General features: G+C 65.9%; 13 protein-coding genes. 9 read left to right on the forward strand and 4 right to left on the reverse strand.

Features of this window, described 5'->3' with window-relative positions; genetic code table 11:
- Window positions 1-82 precede the first annotated feature (82 nt).
- Together EMQ25_RS16465 and EMQ25_RS16470 are read left to right on the forward strand one after the other, a co-directional pair.
- Window positions 83-913 carry a carbohydrate ABC transporter permease gene (locus EMQ25_RS16465; protein ID WP_127189766.1) on the forward strand — a complete coding sequence of 277 codons (831 nt, stop codon included), beginning with the start codon at window positions 83-85 and terminating at the stop codon, window positions 911-913.
- Window positions 913-1,752, forward strand: a complete 840-nt coding sequence (locus tag EMQ25_RS16470; RefSeq protein WP_425290251.1) for a carbohydrate ABC transporter permease — start codon at window positions 913-915, stop codon at window positions 1,750-1,752. The genes EMQ25_RS16465 and EMQ25_RS16470 overlap by 1 nt, the downstream gene beginning before the upstream one ends.
- Here EMQ25_RS16470 and EMQ25_RS16475 read toward each other — a convergent pair.
- The 3 genes from EMQ25_RS16475 to EMQ25_RS16485 are packed head-to-tail and all read right to left on the reverse strand — an operon-like array spanning window position 1,749 to window position 5,097.
- Window positions 1,749-2,693, reverse strand: coding sequence for a lysylphosphatidylglycerol synthase transmembrane domain-containing protein (locus tag EMQ25_RS16475; protein WP_127189704.1), 945 nt, complete (start codon window positions 2,691-2,693; stop codon window positions 1,749-1,751). The genes EMQ25_RS16470 and EMQ25_RS16475 overlap by 4 nt on opposite strands.
- Window positions 2,690-4,330, reverse strand: coding sequence for a sulfatase-like hydrolase/transferase (locus EMQ25_RS16480; protein WP_192895686.1), 1,641 nt, complete (start codon window positions 4,328-4,330; stop codon window positions 2,690-2,692). Before EMQ25_RS16480 ends, EMQ25_RS16475 begins: the two co-directional genes overlap by 4 nt.
- Window positions 4,327-5,097, reverse strand: a complete 771-nt coding sequence (locus EMQ25_RS16485) for a CDP-alcohol phosphatidyltransferase family protein (protein WP_127189705.1) — start codon at window positions 5,095-5,097, stop codon at window positions 4,327-4,329. The genes EMQ25_RS16480 and EMQ25_RS16485 overlap by 4 nt, the downstream gene beginning before the upstream one ends.
- Before the next feature lie 100 nt (window positions 5,098-5,197).
- On the opposite strand from EMQ25_RS16485, the gene EMQ25_RS16490 reads away from it, so the two are divergent.
- On the forward strand, window positions 5,198-5,749 hold the full coding sequence (locus EMQ25_RS16490; protein ID WP_127189706.1) for a cytochrome b: 552 nt from the start codon (window positions 5,198-5,200) through the stop codon (window positions 5,747-5,749).
- A 6-nt stretch (window positions 5,750-5,755) separates the two neighbouring features.
- Here EMQ25_RS16490 and EMQ25_RS16495 read toward each other — a convergent pair whose 3' ends face one another.
- Window positions 5,756-5,998, reverse strand: a complete 243-nt coding sequence (locus EMQ25_RS16495) for a DUF6894 family protein (RefSeq protein ID WP_127189707.1) — start codon at window positions 5,996-5,998, stop codon at window positions 5,756-5,758.
- Window positions 5,999-6,214: 216 nt separating this feature from the next.
- Here EMQ25_RS16495 and EMQ25_RS18125 point away from each other — a divergent pair, with 216 nt between their 5' ends.
- The 6 genes from EMQ25_RS18125 (at window position 6,215) to EMQ25_RS16520 (ending at window position 12,149) form a co-directional block, all read left to right on the forward strand.
- The gene (locus tag EMQ25_RS18125) at window positions 6,215-6,391 is read left to right on the forward strand and encodes a hypothetical protein (protein ID WP_158626120.1); all 177 of its coding nucleotides are present in this window, start codon (window positions 6,215-6,217) and stop codon (window positions 6,389-6,391) included.
- 264 nt (window positions 6,392-6,655) lie between these two features.
- Window positions 6,656-7,654: a sulfate ABC transporter substrate-binding protein gene (locus EMQ25_RS16500; protein WP_127189708.1), complete on the forward strand. Its 999-nt coding sequence runs from the start codon at window positions 6,656-6,658 to the stop codon at window positions 7,652-7,654.
- A 66-nt stretch (window positions 7,655-7,720) separates the two neighbouring features.
- Window positions 7,721-8,569 (forward strand): sulfate ABC transporter permease subunit CysT, encoded by an 849-nt coding sequence (cysT, locus tag EMQ25_RS16505; RefSeq protein WP_127189709.1) that lies wholly within the window; start codon window positions 7,721-7,723, stop codon window positions 8,567-8,569.
- The gene (cysW, locus tag EMQ25_RS16510) at window positions 8,566-9,393 is read left to right on the forward strand and encodes a sulfate ABC transporter permease subunit CysW (RefSeq protein ID WP_127189710.1); all 828 of its coding nucleotides are present in this window, start codon (window positions 8,566-8,568) and stop codon (window positions 9,391-9,393) included. The genes cysT and cysW overlap by 4 nt, the downstream gene beginning before the upstream one ends.
- Before the next feature lie 189 nt (window positions 9,394-9,582).
- On the forward strand, window positions 9,583-10,800 hold the full coding sequence (locus tag EMQ25_RS16515; RefSeq protein WP_127189711.1) for an MFS transporter: 1,218 nt from the start codon (window positions 9,583-9,585) through the stop codon (window positions 10,798-10,800).
- Between the two features lie 77 nt (window positions 10,801-10,877).
- Complete coding sequence (locus EMQ25_RS16520) at window positions 10,878-12,149, forward strand: O-acetylhomoserine aminocarboxypropyltransferase/cysteine synthase family protein (RefSeq protein WP_127189712.1); 1,272 nt, start codon at window positions 10,878-10,880, stop codon at window positions 12,147-12,149.
- Window positions 12,150-12,155 lie beyond the last annotated feature (6 nt).

Here is a 12,155-nt window from a genome sequence, read left to right on the forward strand (position 1 = left end):
CGGCGCGGCCCTGCGCCAGAGCCCCACCCGCCGGGCATCCCCGCTTTCGGGCCCCCTGCCCTGGCTGCTGCCGGTCCTACTGATGATCGGCGTCTTCTATCTCTACCCGATCCTCGACGCGCTCCGCCTCGCCTTCACCAACGCCTCGCTGATCGGGCGCGAGGAGACCTACACCACGCGCTCGATCCTTGCGATGCTCGCAAATCCGGCGCTCGGCACGGTGCTGCGCAACACTGCGGTCTTTACCGGCGCAAGCGTCATCGGTCAGGTGCTGCTGGGGCTCGCCATCGCCCTCCTCGTCGTAAGAGGTGAGCGCAATCGGCTGCCGGGCATGCTGGCGCTCCGCACCATCGTCCTCACCGCCTGGGTGATCCCCGGGGTCGCCAACGGCATTATCTGGTCGATGCTCTTCAACGAGGCACCCTATGGCGCGATCAACAGCGCGCTGAGGCTCCTCGACATCCCGCCCGTCGCATGGCTCTCCAACCCCGCCAATGCGATGATCTCGACCATCATCGCCAATGTCTGGCAGGGCACGGCCTTCTCGATGATCGTGCTCTATGCCGCGATCAAGTCGATCGATCCGGTGCTCTACGAGGCGGCTGCGGTCGATGGCGCGCGGCCCTGGGAACGCTTGTGGTTCATCACGCTGCCGCAATTGCGCGCGGCGCTCATCGTCAACGCCATCCTCGTCACCATCCAGACGCTCAACACCTTCGACGCGATCATTTCGCTCACCGGTGGCGGTCCAGGGCGTGCCACCGAAGTGCTGTCGCTCTTTACCTACAACACCGTCTTTTACAGCTACGACCTTGCCGGCGGCAGCGCGCTGTCGATGCTGATGCTGCTGATTTCGCTCGGCCTTGCCTGCGTCTATGCGCTCTTCCTGCCCCGGCCGGAGGCTATCCGATGATAGAAGGCCGCGCCAATCGCCTGGGCAATATCGCGACCTATCTCGTCGCCATCCCGATTGCCGGATTCTTTCTCGTGCCGATCGTCTGGCTCGTTTCGCTCGCCATCCGCACCCCGCAGGAGATCTTTTTCGGGGCGTCCCGTTTCATTCCTGAAAATCCGACGCTGGCCAATTTCTGGCAGGTGCTGACGGGCTCGGGCTTTCTCACCTATCTGGGCAACGGGCTGAAGCTCTCCGTGCTCGGCGCGTTCGGGGCGCTCATCGTCGCGGCGCCCGCCGCCTATGCGTTCTCGCGATTCAGCTTCCGCGGCCGCGGCGCGGCAATGATGGGCATCCTCGCCGTCCAGATGGTGTCGGGCCTCGTCATCCTCATCCCCCTCTACCGCTACATGGCGTGGCTCGGCTTGCTCGAGACCCATCTGGGGGTGACCGCGATCTATATCGCCATCGGCATCCCGCTCACCGTCTGGCTCGTCAAGAACGCGTTCGATGCGGTGCCGATCGTGCTCGACGAGGCCGCGGCGATCGATGGCTACAACCGGTTCGAGACCTTCTGGCGCGTCACCCTGCCCCTGGCCGCGCCCGGCCTCGCCTCGGCCTTCATCCTCAACGTGATCTTCAACTGGTCGCAGTTCCTCGTGCCCTTCATCATGCTGACCGATGACGACCAGTGGCCGATCTCAGTGGCGATCTACAATTATGCCGGCAGCACCACCGCAACGACGACGCATCTGCTCGCCGCCGCCTGCCTGATCGCCGTGGTCCCGGCGATCCTCGCCTTCATGCTGCTGCAAAGGCTGATCGTGTCGGCGCTGACCGCGGGAGCGGTAAAGGGCTAGCCCGTCGCGACCGGCACGCGCCGTCGGCGCAGGATCACGAAGACGCCAGGCAGGCTCGCCGCCAACACCACGAGCCCGAAGGCGAGGCTTGCGGCAAGTCCTGCTGCCGCACTGGCGCCCGCGAGGGGAAAGAGCGCTGCCGCCGCCCCTTCGCGGAAGCCCCAGCCGGCGACTGTCGCGGGGATCAGCATGGCGGTGAGGATCAGCGGCACCAGCGTCACCACCGCCTCGGCCGACAGCGTCGTTGCCGTGGCCTCCGCGGCAAAGGCGAAGCCGAGCAGGTTGCAAGCGACGATGGCGAGGCTGATCCCGATCTGCTTCCAGCGCAGTTCGGGCGCGATCAGCGCAAGCTTCACTGCCTCGCCGAACCGCGCCAGCACGCCGGTGCGCCCGCCGCGCAGAAGAAAATAGAGCCCGACCGGGGCAAGCACCGCAAAACCCATGAGCCCGATCAGCCCGGGCTCCACCGGCCAGACGATGCCGCCGGGCATGACGAGCGAGACGACGAGCCCGATGGTGAGCACGCTCCAGAGGGCGATCTGGCCGGCCATTCTTTCGATCACCACGCCCTGCGTCGCCCGGCCGAGCCCCGCAGCATGCCGCGCCCTCACCGCGCGGGCCGCATCGCCCACCACACCGCCGGGCACGGTCTGGTTCACCAATTGCGCGAGATAGTATTCGGCCACCGAGTCGCGACGCGAAAGGGGCACGCCGAGGCTTTGGGACACCATCCGCCACCTCAGGGCCGAAAGCACGATCTGCAGATTGAGCGCGAGGAAGGCAAGCGCGATCCACCCCCAGGAGACCGCGCCGAGCCGCGCGAGCGCATCGTCGGCGTCCGCAAGGGTCCAGACGAGCGCGATGACGATGACGGGCACCAGCACACGGACGAATACCGGAATGCGCCGGCCGCGCAGGCGTGAGAACAGCGCTTTCATCATGGCTGCCCGGCAGCCTCCGCGCCGCTCGTATAGGCGCCCACGAACCTGTTGCGGAAGGTCTCCATGGGCTCGGCGGGCAGTGCCGGGTCTGGTATCAGCCCCTCGGTCCACCCCCAGGGCGCGACCGGATCGACGAGTGCGCTCGGGCCGATGATGTGGATCGGGACGTCGAAGCTCTCGATCTGGCTCACGAACATGGCGGGCGGGTGGTCCCCCAGCACGATGAAGACCGTCCCGTCGCGGCGACCGGTGCGGCCGATATAGTCGATCAGGATCTCGAGCGAATAGTCGACCGAGAGCCGGTACTGCTCGCGCACCCGGTCCTGGTCGCGCCAGACCACCGAGGGCGGGTCGCCGGCCAGCGCCATCTCGTTGAAGATCGTGCCGTCGCCGACCGCGTCCCAGTCCACCCGATCGGGCACCGGCACCCAGGGCGCATGCGAGGAGATGAGCGCGATCTGGGCAAAGAGGCGCCGCTCGTCATCGGGCGGCAGCAGCCGATCGAAGGCGCTCAGCGTATACTGGTCGGGCATCGTCACCCAGTTGAAGGGTTCGCCGCGATAGCCGAGTTCGGCCGCAGGATAGACCTCGCGGAAGCCGAGCAGGCTTGCCTCGGGCCAGGGCAGCACGATCGCCGGCATGATCGCGGCGGTGGTATAGCCTTCATCGGCGGCAAGATCGAACAGGGTCTTGCGCGAGCTGGCGAGCATTGCGGTGTAGAGCGCCTGGTTGCCCGTCGTCAGTCCGGAGGCCAGGGTGCCGTGGGCGAGCCAGCTCTGCCCGCCCGAGATCGGCGAGGTCAGCCAGCCCGACCGCATGGCGAGCCCCGCCTGCGCCAGCCGGGCCTGCCCGGCTTCGAGCGTCGCCATGTGGGTTGGCGCGTAAAGGGGGTTGTCGAAGCTCGTCCGGCCGTAGCTCTCGACGAAGACGATCACCACGTCGCGCCCCTCGAGCCGGTCGAAGAGCCCCGTCATGCCGGCGAAGGGGTCGTTCTCGGCGGCCTCCCGAAAGGCGGCGAGCTGCCGGTAGAGATTGCCATAGGCCGTCGCCCGCTCGAGCGCGACGCGACCGGTGAATGCGGTGCCGGGCGGATCGAACGGCATGCGCCAGAAGCCGCGCACGGTGCCGATCTCGGCGACGATGATCCCCAGCATGAGGACTGCGCCGAGCCCGGCCGCCGCGCCCGCGGGCAGCGGCAGGCGGATGGCCGCCCATCGCCCCGTCGCCCACCAGAGCGCCCAGGCGAGCAGGAAAGGCGCCGCCAGCGCCCCGATCACGACGAAGGCGGTGGGCACCTGCCCGATGCTGCCCGCGAGCAGCCGCACACCCGCTTCGATCAGGTTGATGTCGACGAGGGGATTGAAGGCCCGGTTGAACGCGACGAAAAGCGCGTAGTCGGCGACCTTCAGGACCGCGACGACGACGAGGAAGAGGACGAGCACCGCACGCACCGCCTGCGTCCAGCCTCGCCCCGGGGGCAGCGCGAGCAGCAGCAGCAGGATGAAGGGCAGTTCGAGCGGGAACAGCAGCAGTGCCTGCCACGTCATCGCGGCAGGATGGTTGGGCTGGATGAGGACGAGATGAAGGATCAGGGTCGCCAGGACGAGCCCGGCGATCCGGCCGAAACTGATCCTCATGCGCGGTTCCGCTTGCGCCAGACGATATCGACGCCGAACGACCAGATGAGGAGCACCGTCGCGATCGCAGCGAGCCCATATGAGACCGGCGGGGTGACGATCGGCGCCATCATGGCAATGAGCACGCCGATCTGGATGACGCAGACCAGCTTGCGCGAGAACCGCTCGGGCAATGGCCCGTCGAGCCAGGGCCAGACATAGGTGGCGGCGACGAACATGTAGCGCGCGAACCCGAGCAGGATCACCCAGGGCCCGGCCTTGTCGAGATGAAAGGCGATGATGGCGAGCGCCAGCGCGAAGACCGCGTCGACCTCCATGTCGAACCGCGCCCCGAAGCTCGAAACCAGCTTTTCCTTGCGGGCGAAATACCCGTCCACGCCATCGAGCGCGAGGGTGAAGACGGCGATCGCGAGGATCAGCCAGGCATGGCGCGGGTCCGAAAGCCCCGCCGGCCAGAGCACGGGAATTGCAAAGCTGCCGATGAGCGCGGCCCTGAAGAGAGTGATGAGATTGCAGACGCCAAGCCGCGCATGCGGATAGCCCTTCTCGAGCGCGCGCGCCGCAACGATCACCATCGCGAGATAGAACCCTGCCGCCGCCCACGGCCCGAACCCGTTGCCGCTCGCCAGATAAAGGCTCGCGGGCACGAGCCCGAACAGCAGGAACACCGTCCCCGCTCCGAGAAAGCGCAGGGTCACGGGGCGGATCGTCCACGCGGATCGGATGGCGCCATCGTCCGGCGCATGGGGAATTTCGACTGTTTCCATGGCCGGACGAGACAAGTGTTTCACCAGAGTGTCAAGCGGATGTCACAAAGGCTTCACACACGTTAAGCTGATTGGATCGGCCCAGTGGAGAAACGGTGACATGTCGCGCACGGATCAAGCAGGACGGTACCATGCCGTCGCCATCTTCCTGCACTGGCTGATGGCGCTCTTCATCCTCACCACCATCCCGGTCGGCATCATCATGGCGCAGGAGGGGCTGCCCCGCGATCTGCAGGACCGGCTCTTCCTCTATCACAAGAACATCGGGGTCGTGCTTCTCTTGCTGGTGGCCGTGCGGATTGCCTTCCGGGCGTTCAATCCGCCACCGCCTTTCCCCGCATCCATGCCGCGCGCGCAAAGGCTCATCGCCGCCTTCACCCATTACGGGCTCTATCTGCTCGTGATCGTCATGGGCGTCTCGGGCTACATCTACGTCATTGCCGGGGGCTTCCCGATCGAGGGGCTGAACGCCATCGGCTTTCCCCGTCTCGTCGGGGAGAACGAAGCGCTCTCGGATCGCGCCCACGCCATCCACAGCGCGGTGCGCTTCCCGCTCGTCCTGCTGGTGCTTCTTCATGTCGGGGCAGCGCTCTACCATCTCGCCATCAAGCGCGATGGCGTCTTCCAGCGCATGCTGCCGGGCCGGCGGTGACTGGGGTCAGTTGAGCGTCGGGGTCTCGTCATAGACGGGCTGCGAGCAGAGCATCCTGCTCCCCTCGTCGAACACCTCGACCAGCGCGCGGGCCCGCGACGGCGGCCGCGCGAAAAATCCGTGCCGCGCGAGATCCGCTGCGACCGCGGCCGCCTCGACCTTCGCGGCCGCCTCGTCCGCAAGTTCGTCGCCCTCGAAGTCCTCGAAGAAGTCGTCCCCGTTCCGGACACAGAAGAAATATCTGGGCATGATCACGCGCCTCCTGCGCGTGTCGCGATTACGCAACCGCGCCTCCGGCGGATCACCGTCCGCAATGTAAGCGTCTTACCATTGCGATGACGCCGGAACTGCCCCGGACCATCAACCGTTGAGGAATGCCCGCGCCCCCGAGGCACCGGCACATCCCCATCGATTTGAGTGAGACGGCAGATGAGAGCGTTTGCGGACAAAGTGCTTGAAGGGGTCATGGACACCGATCTCGACCGGCTGAGGATGATCGATCTGGGCAAGGCCTCCGCCCTCTCGCGCGATGCGGTGGAACCGCTCGTGCAGAAGGGCTGGGTGGATGCAATGGCCGACACCTATCTCATCACCATTCCGGGCCGCACGGTGATCGAACGCTATACCGCAGCCCGCGCCTGAGAGGGTTGCCCGAACCTGCTGCAGCCGGCGCCGATCGCTTCGATCGGGCCGGCTTTTTCGTGTTCCGGCGACACCCTTCATCATCTCTCTGGGACCGTCCTGAAATGGTGATGCGCGGTCTGCCGCCCGCGCGAAACAGCTTTCCACGTTCGGCCAAGCACTTGAATGACATATCTCATCGGGGCGGCTGGAATCTCGGCGCAAATGTCTATCCTTGCGCTCGACATTGCCCATCAGCGCCTCAGGGCGTCTCCGGAGAAGACCATGAACAAACTCGCCCTTGCTGCACTCGCGGCCTTCACCCTCGGCGCGGCGCCCGTTGCCGCCCAGCCGACCGATATCCTCAACGTCTCCTACGACATCGGTCGCGAGCTCTACGAGCAGGTCAACGCCGCCTTCATTCCCCATTATGCAGAGCAGACCGGCACGACGCTCACCGTCAACCAGTCGCATGCCGGCTCCTCGGCCCAGGCGCGCAGCATTCTCGAGGGTCTTCAGGCCGATCTCGTCACCTTCAACCAGGTGACCGACATCAACCTCCTCGCGCGTGAGGGCTTCGTTTCGGAAGACTGGCAGTCCGAGTTCCCAAACAACGCCTCGCCCTATTACTCGCTACCCGCCTTCCTCGTGCGCGAAGGCAATCCCAAGGGCATCGAGGACTGGGACGATCTGGTGCGTGAAGACGTGCGGGTGATCTTCCCCAATCCCAAGACCTCGGGCAATGCGCGCTACACCTATCTCGCCGCCCGCGCCTATGCCGAGGAGGCCTTTGGCGGCGACGAGGCGCAGGTCGAGGATTTCCTCATCAAGCTCTTCAACAACGTTCCCGTCTTCGAAACCGGCGGCCGCGGCGCGACGACGGCCTTCGTCGAGCGCGAGCTGGGCGACGTGCTCATCACCTTCGAAGCCGAAGTTCAGGGCATTCGCCAGCTGAGCCCGCAGGGCAATTACGAGGCCGTGGTGCCGAGCGTCAGCCTCCTCGCCGAATTCCCGGTCGCGGTCGTCGATCGCGTCGCCGAGGCGCGTGGATCCGCCGAGATCGCCCAGGCCTATCTCGAATTCCTCTACTCGACCGAGGGCCAGGAAATCCTCGCCGCCAATTACAATCGCGTCCATGACGAGGCAGTGATCGCCGCCAATGCCGATCGCTTCCCCGAAGTGCGGCTCGTCACCGTCGAGGACGTGTTCGGCGGCTGGGACCAGGCGAGCGCCGAGCATTTTGCCGATGGCGGCCTGCTCGACAGGGTGTTCCTGAACCAGTAAGCAGCGTAACGAACCTGCACCTGAAGCGGCGTGGTCCATCCACGCCGCTTGCCTTTGGAAGGGCCGATGGCGGCAACCGCTTCAAAAAGACGTTCGCGGCATCTGCTGCCCGGCTTCGGGCTGACGCTCGGCGTCACCATGCTCTATCTCGGCATAATCGTGGTGCTGCCGCTCGTGGCGATGCTGATCAAGACCACGAGTCTCGGATGGGACGAGCTCTGGCGCATCCTCACCTCCAATCGCTCCATGGCCGCCTACCGCATCACCTTCGGGTCGGCATTCTTCGCCATGCTCTTCAATGGCGTCTTCGGTCTGCTTCTGGCCTGGGTGCTCGTGCGTTACGAGTTTCCCGGCAAGCGTTTCCTCGATGCGCTTGTCGACCTGCCCTTTGCCCTGCCCACCGCAGTCGCGGGCCTTACCCTCGTCACCCTCTTTTCCAACAATGGCTGGTACGGGCAGATCCTCAATCCGCTCGGGCTCACGGTCAATTACACGCAGGTGGGCATCGTCATCGCGATGGCCTTCACCTCCGTTCCCTTCGTCGTGCGCACCGTGCAGCCGGTGCTCGAGGAGGTGCAGGTCGATCTCGAGGAAGCCGCGCGCACCCTGGGCGCCACGCGATGGCAGGTCTTTGCGCGCGTCATCTGGCCCACCATCATGCCGGCGTTCGTCGCCGGCTGCGTGCTCTCCTTCGCGCGCAGCCTGGGGGAATTCGGCGCCGTCGTCTTCATCGCGGGCAATCTGCCGGGCATGACGGAGATCGTGTCGCTGCTCATCTACATCCGGCTCGACGAGTATAACTACTCCGCCGCAGCGGCCCTTGCGAGCGTGCTGCTCGTCGCGGCGTTCCTCACGCTGCTGCTCACCAATTTGCTCCAGGCCTGGCAGCTGCGTTACATGGAGCGCAGCAAATGAGCCACCCGACCCGCACCGCCCGGCATGAGCGCAGCGGCCCGGAACGGGTGCTGATTGCGCTTGCCTTCGTCCTTTCGGCACTCGTCCTCGTCGTGCCCGTCGCGCTCATCTTCGCCTTCGCCCTGCGCGAGGGTTTCGGCACCTATTTTGCCAATATTCTCGAGCCCAATACGCGCCACGCCATCTGGCTCACGGTGCTCACGGCCCTGATCGTCGTACCCATCAACATGGTGTTCGGCATCTGCGCGGCATGGGCGGTGACCCGCTTCCGGTTTCCCGGCCGCAACCTCCTAATCACCATCATCGAGATCCCGTTCTCGGTCAGCCCGATCGTTGCGGGCGTCATCTACCTCTTCCTCTATGGCGGCCAGGGGCTCCTGGGCCCGACCCTTCAGGGGGCCGGCATCCAGCTCATGTTCACGGTCACCGCGATCTTCCTCGTCAGCCTTTTCGTCACGGCGCCGTTCGTCGCGCGCGAGCTCATCCCGCTGATGTCCCAGCAGGGCAGCGAGGACGAGGAAGCAGCCCTCTCGCTCGGGGCCAATGGCTGGCAGATGTTCTGGCACGTCACGCTGCCAAACATTCGCTGGGCCCTGCTCTATGGGGCGGTGCTCTGCAACGCCCGGGTCATGGGCGAATTCGGCGCGGTGTCGGTCGTTTCGGGTTCCATCCGCGGCCAGACCAACACGCTGCCGCTACAGATTTCCCAGCTCTTCAACGATTTCAACGTCACCGGCGCCTTCGCCGCCTCCTCCACGCTCGCCTTCATCGCGCTCGTGACGCTGATCCTCAAGGCCCTGCTCGAAGGCCGCGGCTGGCGCTGAGCCTGCCACTTTCGTCGGATCGGCACTTTGTCCGCATTGCCCTGCGGATGGATCGCGCCTATGAGAAATCCATGACAGGCGCATCCTTTTTGCGCCTCACCCGCCAGACCTTCGGATTTCCCTTCTGAGCACGCCCCGACATACGGCCCTGATCGGCACGCCTCGCCGTCCTGCCCCCGGAGCGCAGGGATGAGCGAAGAGGCCATTGCCCCGGTCAATCAGTCCGCCTTCCGCCACGGGCCGTTCCGCTGGTATTTCGGGGCGGGCCTCGTCTCGTTCATGGGCATGTGGTTCGAAAAGGTCGCGCTCGGCTGGTTCGCCTGGGAGCTGACCGAATCCACCTTCTGGACGGGGTTCGTCGCCGTGGCCGCAACCGCGCCTGTCGGGCTTCTCGGTCCGGTCATCGGCGTTTATGCCGAGCGCTGGGACATGCGCCGCGTCTCGGTCATCCTCAACGTCGCGATGGCGATCGTCTCGGCGATCTTCTTTTACCTCGCCATCACGCCGGGGGTCTCGATCCTCCCCGTGGCTGCGCTCGCCCTCGTGCTCGGGGTGATCGGCGCCTTCTATCATCCGGTCCGTCTCGTCCTCGTCACGCAAGTCGTGCCGCGCCAATTCCTGCCGAGCGCCGTCGGGCTGATGGCGGTCGCCTTCAACCTCTCCCGCGTCATCGGCCCCGCGCTCGCCGGACTTCTCATTGCGGCGGCCGGCCTCCCGCCTGCCTTCATCGTCAATGCCGTCAGCTATCTGCCCATCGTCGCGGTGATCGCCGTCCTTCCCCTCATCACCCGCCCGCAGATCGAGCGCGTCCAATCCTCGCTCGGCGCGCAATTGCGCGACGGGCTCTCCTACGCGCTCAACGACCGGCTGATCCGCTGGTGCCTCGCCATCGTCGTCTGGTCGGCGACCATCGGCCGTGGCGCCCTCGAGATCATGCCCGCCGTCGTCGGCGGCATTCTCTCAGGCACGAGCAGCGATCTGGCCATCATCGCTTCGGCAGGCGGGCTCGGCGCCCTCGCGGCCGCCATGGGCGTGGGCATCCTCACCCCCACCACCGCCCAGATTGCGCGGCTCGCCCAATTCCTCCTGCCGGTCACCACACTCCTCATCGTGCTCGTCGGGCTCTCGGCCAACCCGGTGCAGATGGCGATCGTCTTCTGCCTCCTCGGGCTCACCACCACCGTCGTCGGCATTGGCTGCCAGATGATCGTGCAGCTCGAAGTGGCCGAGGCCTACCGCGCCCGCGTCCTCACCTGGTGGAGCACCGCCAATTTCGGCGGCGTCACCTTTGGCGGGCTCGTGCTCGGCTCGATCGGCGATGTCGTGCCGCTCTCTTGGGTGATGGTCGCCATCGGCATTCTGGGGCTCGGGCTCGCCCTGCCGCTGGTCGCGCGTCGGCCGCGCTGAGTTGCCCTACGCCCCCTTGCGGCGCGGTGCGACCCGGCGTACCCCTCTAACCCAATCACAAAAGGAGGGAACGCCCCATGAAGCTCGAAACGCTTGCCCTGCATCATGGCTACACGCCCGAAGGCACCACCAAGGCTGCCGCGGTGCCGATCTACCAGACCACCTCATACGTCTTCGACGACACCCAGCATGGCGCGGACCTCTTCGATCTCAAGGTCCCGGGCAACATCTACACCCGCATCATGAACCCCACGACCGACGTGCTCGAACAGCGCGTCGCGGCGATGGAGGGGGGCATTGCCGGCCTCGCCGTCGCTTCGGGCATGGCGGCCATCACCTATGCCATCCAGGCGATCGCCGGAGTGGGCGACAACATCGTCAGCGTCAGCCAGCTTTATGGCGGCACCTACAACCTCTTCATGCACACCTTCCCCCGCCAGGGCATCGAAGTGCGCATGGCCGCCGGCGATGATTACGAGGCCTTCGACCGGCTGATCGACGAGAACACCAAGGCAGTCTTCTGCGAATCGATCGGCAACCCGGCAGGCAACGTCGTCGACATCGATAAGCTCGCCGAGATCGCCCATCGCCACGGCGTGCCGCTGATCGTTGACAACACGGTCGCCACCCCCTGGCTCTGCCGCCCGTTCGAACTCGGCGCAGACATCGTCGTTCATGCGCTCACCAAATATATCGGCGGGCACGGCAATTCGATCGGCGGCATCATCGTCGATTCGGGCAAGTTCGACTGGGTGGCCAACAAGGCCCGCTTCAAAGTGCTGAACGAGCCCGATCCCTCCTATCACGGCGTGGTCTACACCGAGGCGCTCGGGGCCGCCGCGTTCATCGGGCGCTGCCGCGTCGTGCCTCTGCGCAATACCGGTGCTGCGCTCTCCCCGCACAGCGCGTTCCTCTTCCTCATGGGCCTCGAGACGCTCGGGCTGCGCATGGAGCGCCACTGCGAGAATGCGCTCGCCGTCGCCCAGCATCTGAAATCTCACCCCAAGGTCAGCTGGGTGAACTACGCGGCCCTCCCCGACAGCCCCTATAACGCCGTGTGCCAGCGCGTCTCGGGCGGCAAGGCCTCAGGCATCGTCAGCTTCGGCATCAAGGGCGGGCGCGACGCCGGCGCGCGCTTCATCGACGGGCTCGAGATGATCTTCCGGCTGGTCAATATCGGGGATGCCAAGTCCCTCGCCTGCCACCCCGCGAGCACCACGCACCGCCAGCTCAATCCCGAGGAACTCGCCCGCGCCGGCGTGCCCGAGGATCTGGTGCGCATCTCGGTCGGCATCGAGCACATCGACGATATCCTCGCCGATATCGACCAGGCCCTCGCCAAGGCCTGATTTGGC

The organism is Arsenicitalea aurantiaca (assembly GCF_003994485.1).
GTDB lineage: Bacteria > Pseudomonadota > Alphaproteobacteria > Rhizobiales > Devosiaceae > Arsenicitalea > Arsenicitalea aurantiaca.

Excerpts from the sequence above, each read along its gene's own strand:
- EMQ25_RS16465 (WP_127189766.1), top strand. The coding sequence starts at position 83 with ATGATCGGCGTCTTCTATCTCTACCCGATCCTCGACGCGCTCCGCCTC.
- EMQ25_RS16475 (WP_127189704.1), bottom strand. The coding sequence starts at position 2,693 with ATGATGAAAGCGCTGTTCTCACGCCTGCGCGGCCGGCGCATTCCGGTA.
- EMQ25_RS16480 (WP_192895686.1), bottom strand. The coding sequence starts at position 4,330 with ATGAGGATCAGTTTCGGCCGGATCGCCGGGCTCGTCCTGGCGACCCTG.
- EMQ25_RS16485 (WP_127189705.1), bottom strand. The coding sequence starts at position 5,097 with ATGGAAACAGTCGAAATTCCCCATGCGCCGGACGATGGCGCCATCCGA.
- EMQ25_RS16490 (WP_127189706.1), top strand. The coding sequence starts at position 5,198 with ATGTCGCGCACGGATCAAGCAGGACGGTACCATGCCGTCGCCATCTTC.
- EMQ25_RS16495 (WP_127189707.1), bottom strand. The coding sequence starts at position 5,998 with ATGCCCAGATATTTCTTCTGTGTCCGGAACGGGGACGACTTCTTCGAG.
- EMQ25_RS18125 (WP_158626120.1), top strand. The coding sequence starts at position 6,215 with ATGGACACCGATCTCGACCGGCTGAGGATGATCGATCTGGGCAAGGCC.
- EMQ25_RS16500 (WP_127189708.1), top strand. The coding sequence starts at position 6,656 with ATGAACAAACTCGCCCTTGCTGCACTCGCGGCCTTCACCCTCGGCGCG.
- cysT (WP_127189709.1), top strand. The coding sequence starts at position 7,721 with ATGGCGGCAACCGCTTCAAAAAGACGTTCGCGGCATCTGCTGCCCGGC.
- cysW (WP_127189710.1), top strand. The coding sequence starts at position 8,566 with ATGAGCCACCCGACCCGCACCGCCCGGCATGAGCGCAGCGGCCCGGAA.
- EMQ25_RS16515 (WP_127189711.1), top strand. The coding sequence starts at position 9,583 with ATGAGCGAAGAGGCCATTGCCCCGGTCAATCAGTCCGCCTTCCGCCAC.
- EMQ25_RS16520 (WP_127189712.1), top strand. The coding sequence starts at position 10,878 with ATGAAGCTCGAAACGCTTGCCCTGCATCATGGCTACACGCCCGAAGGC.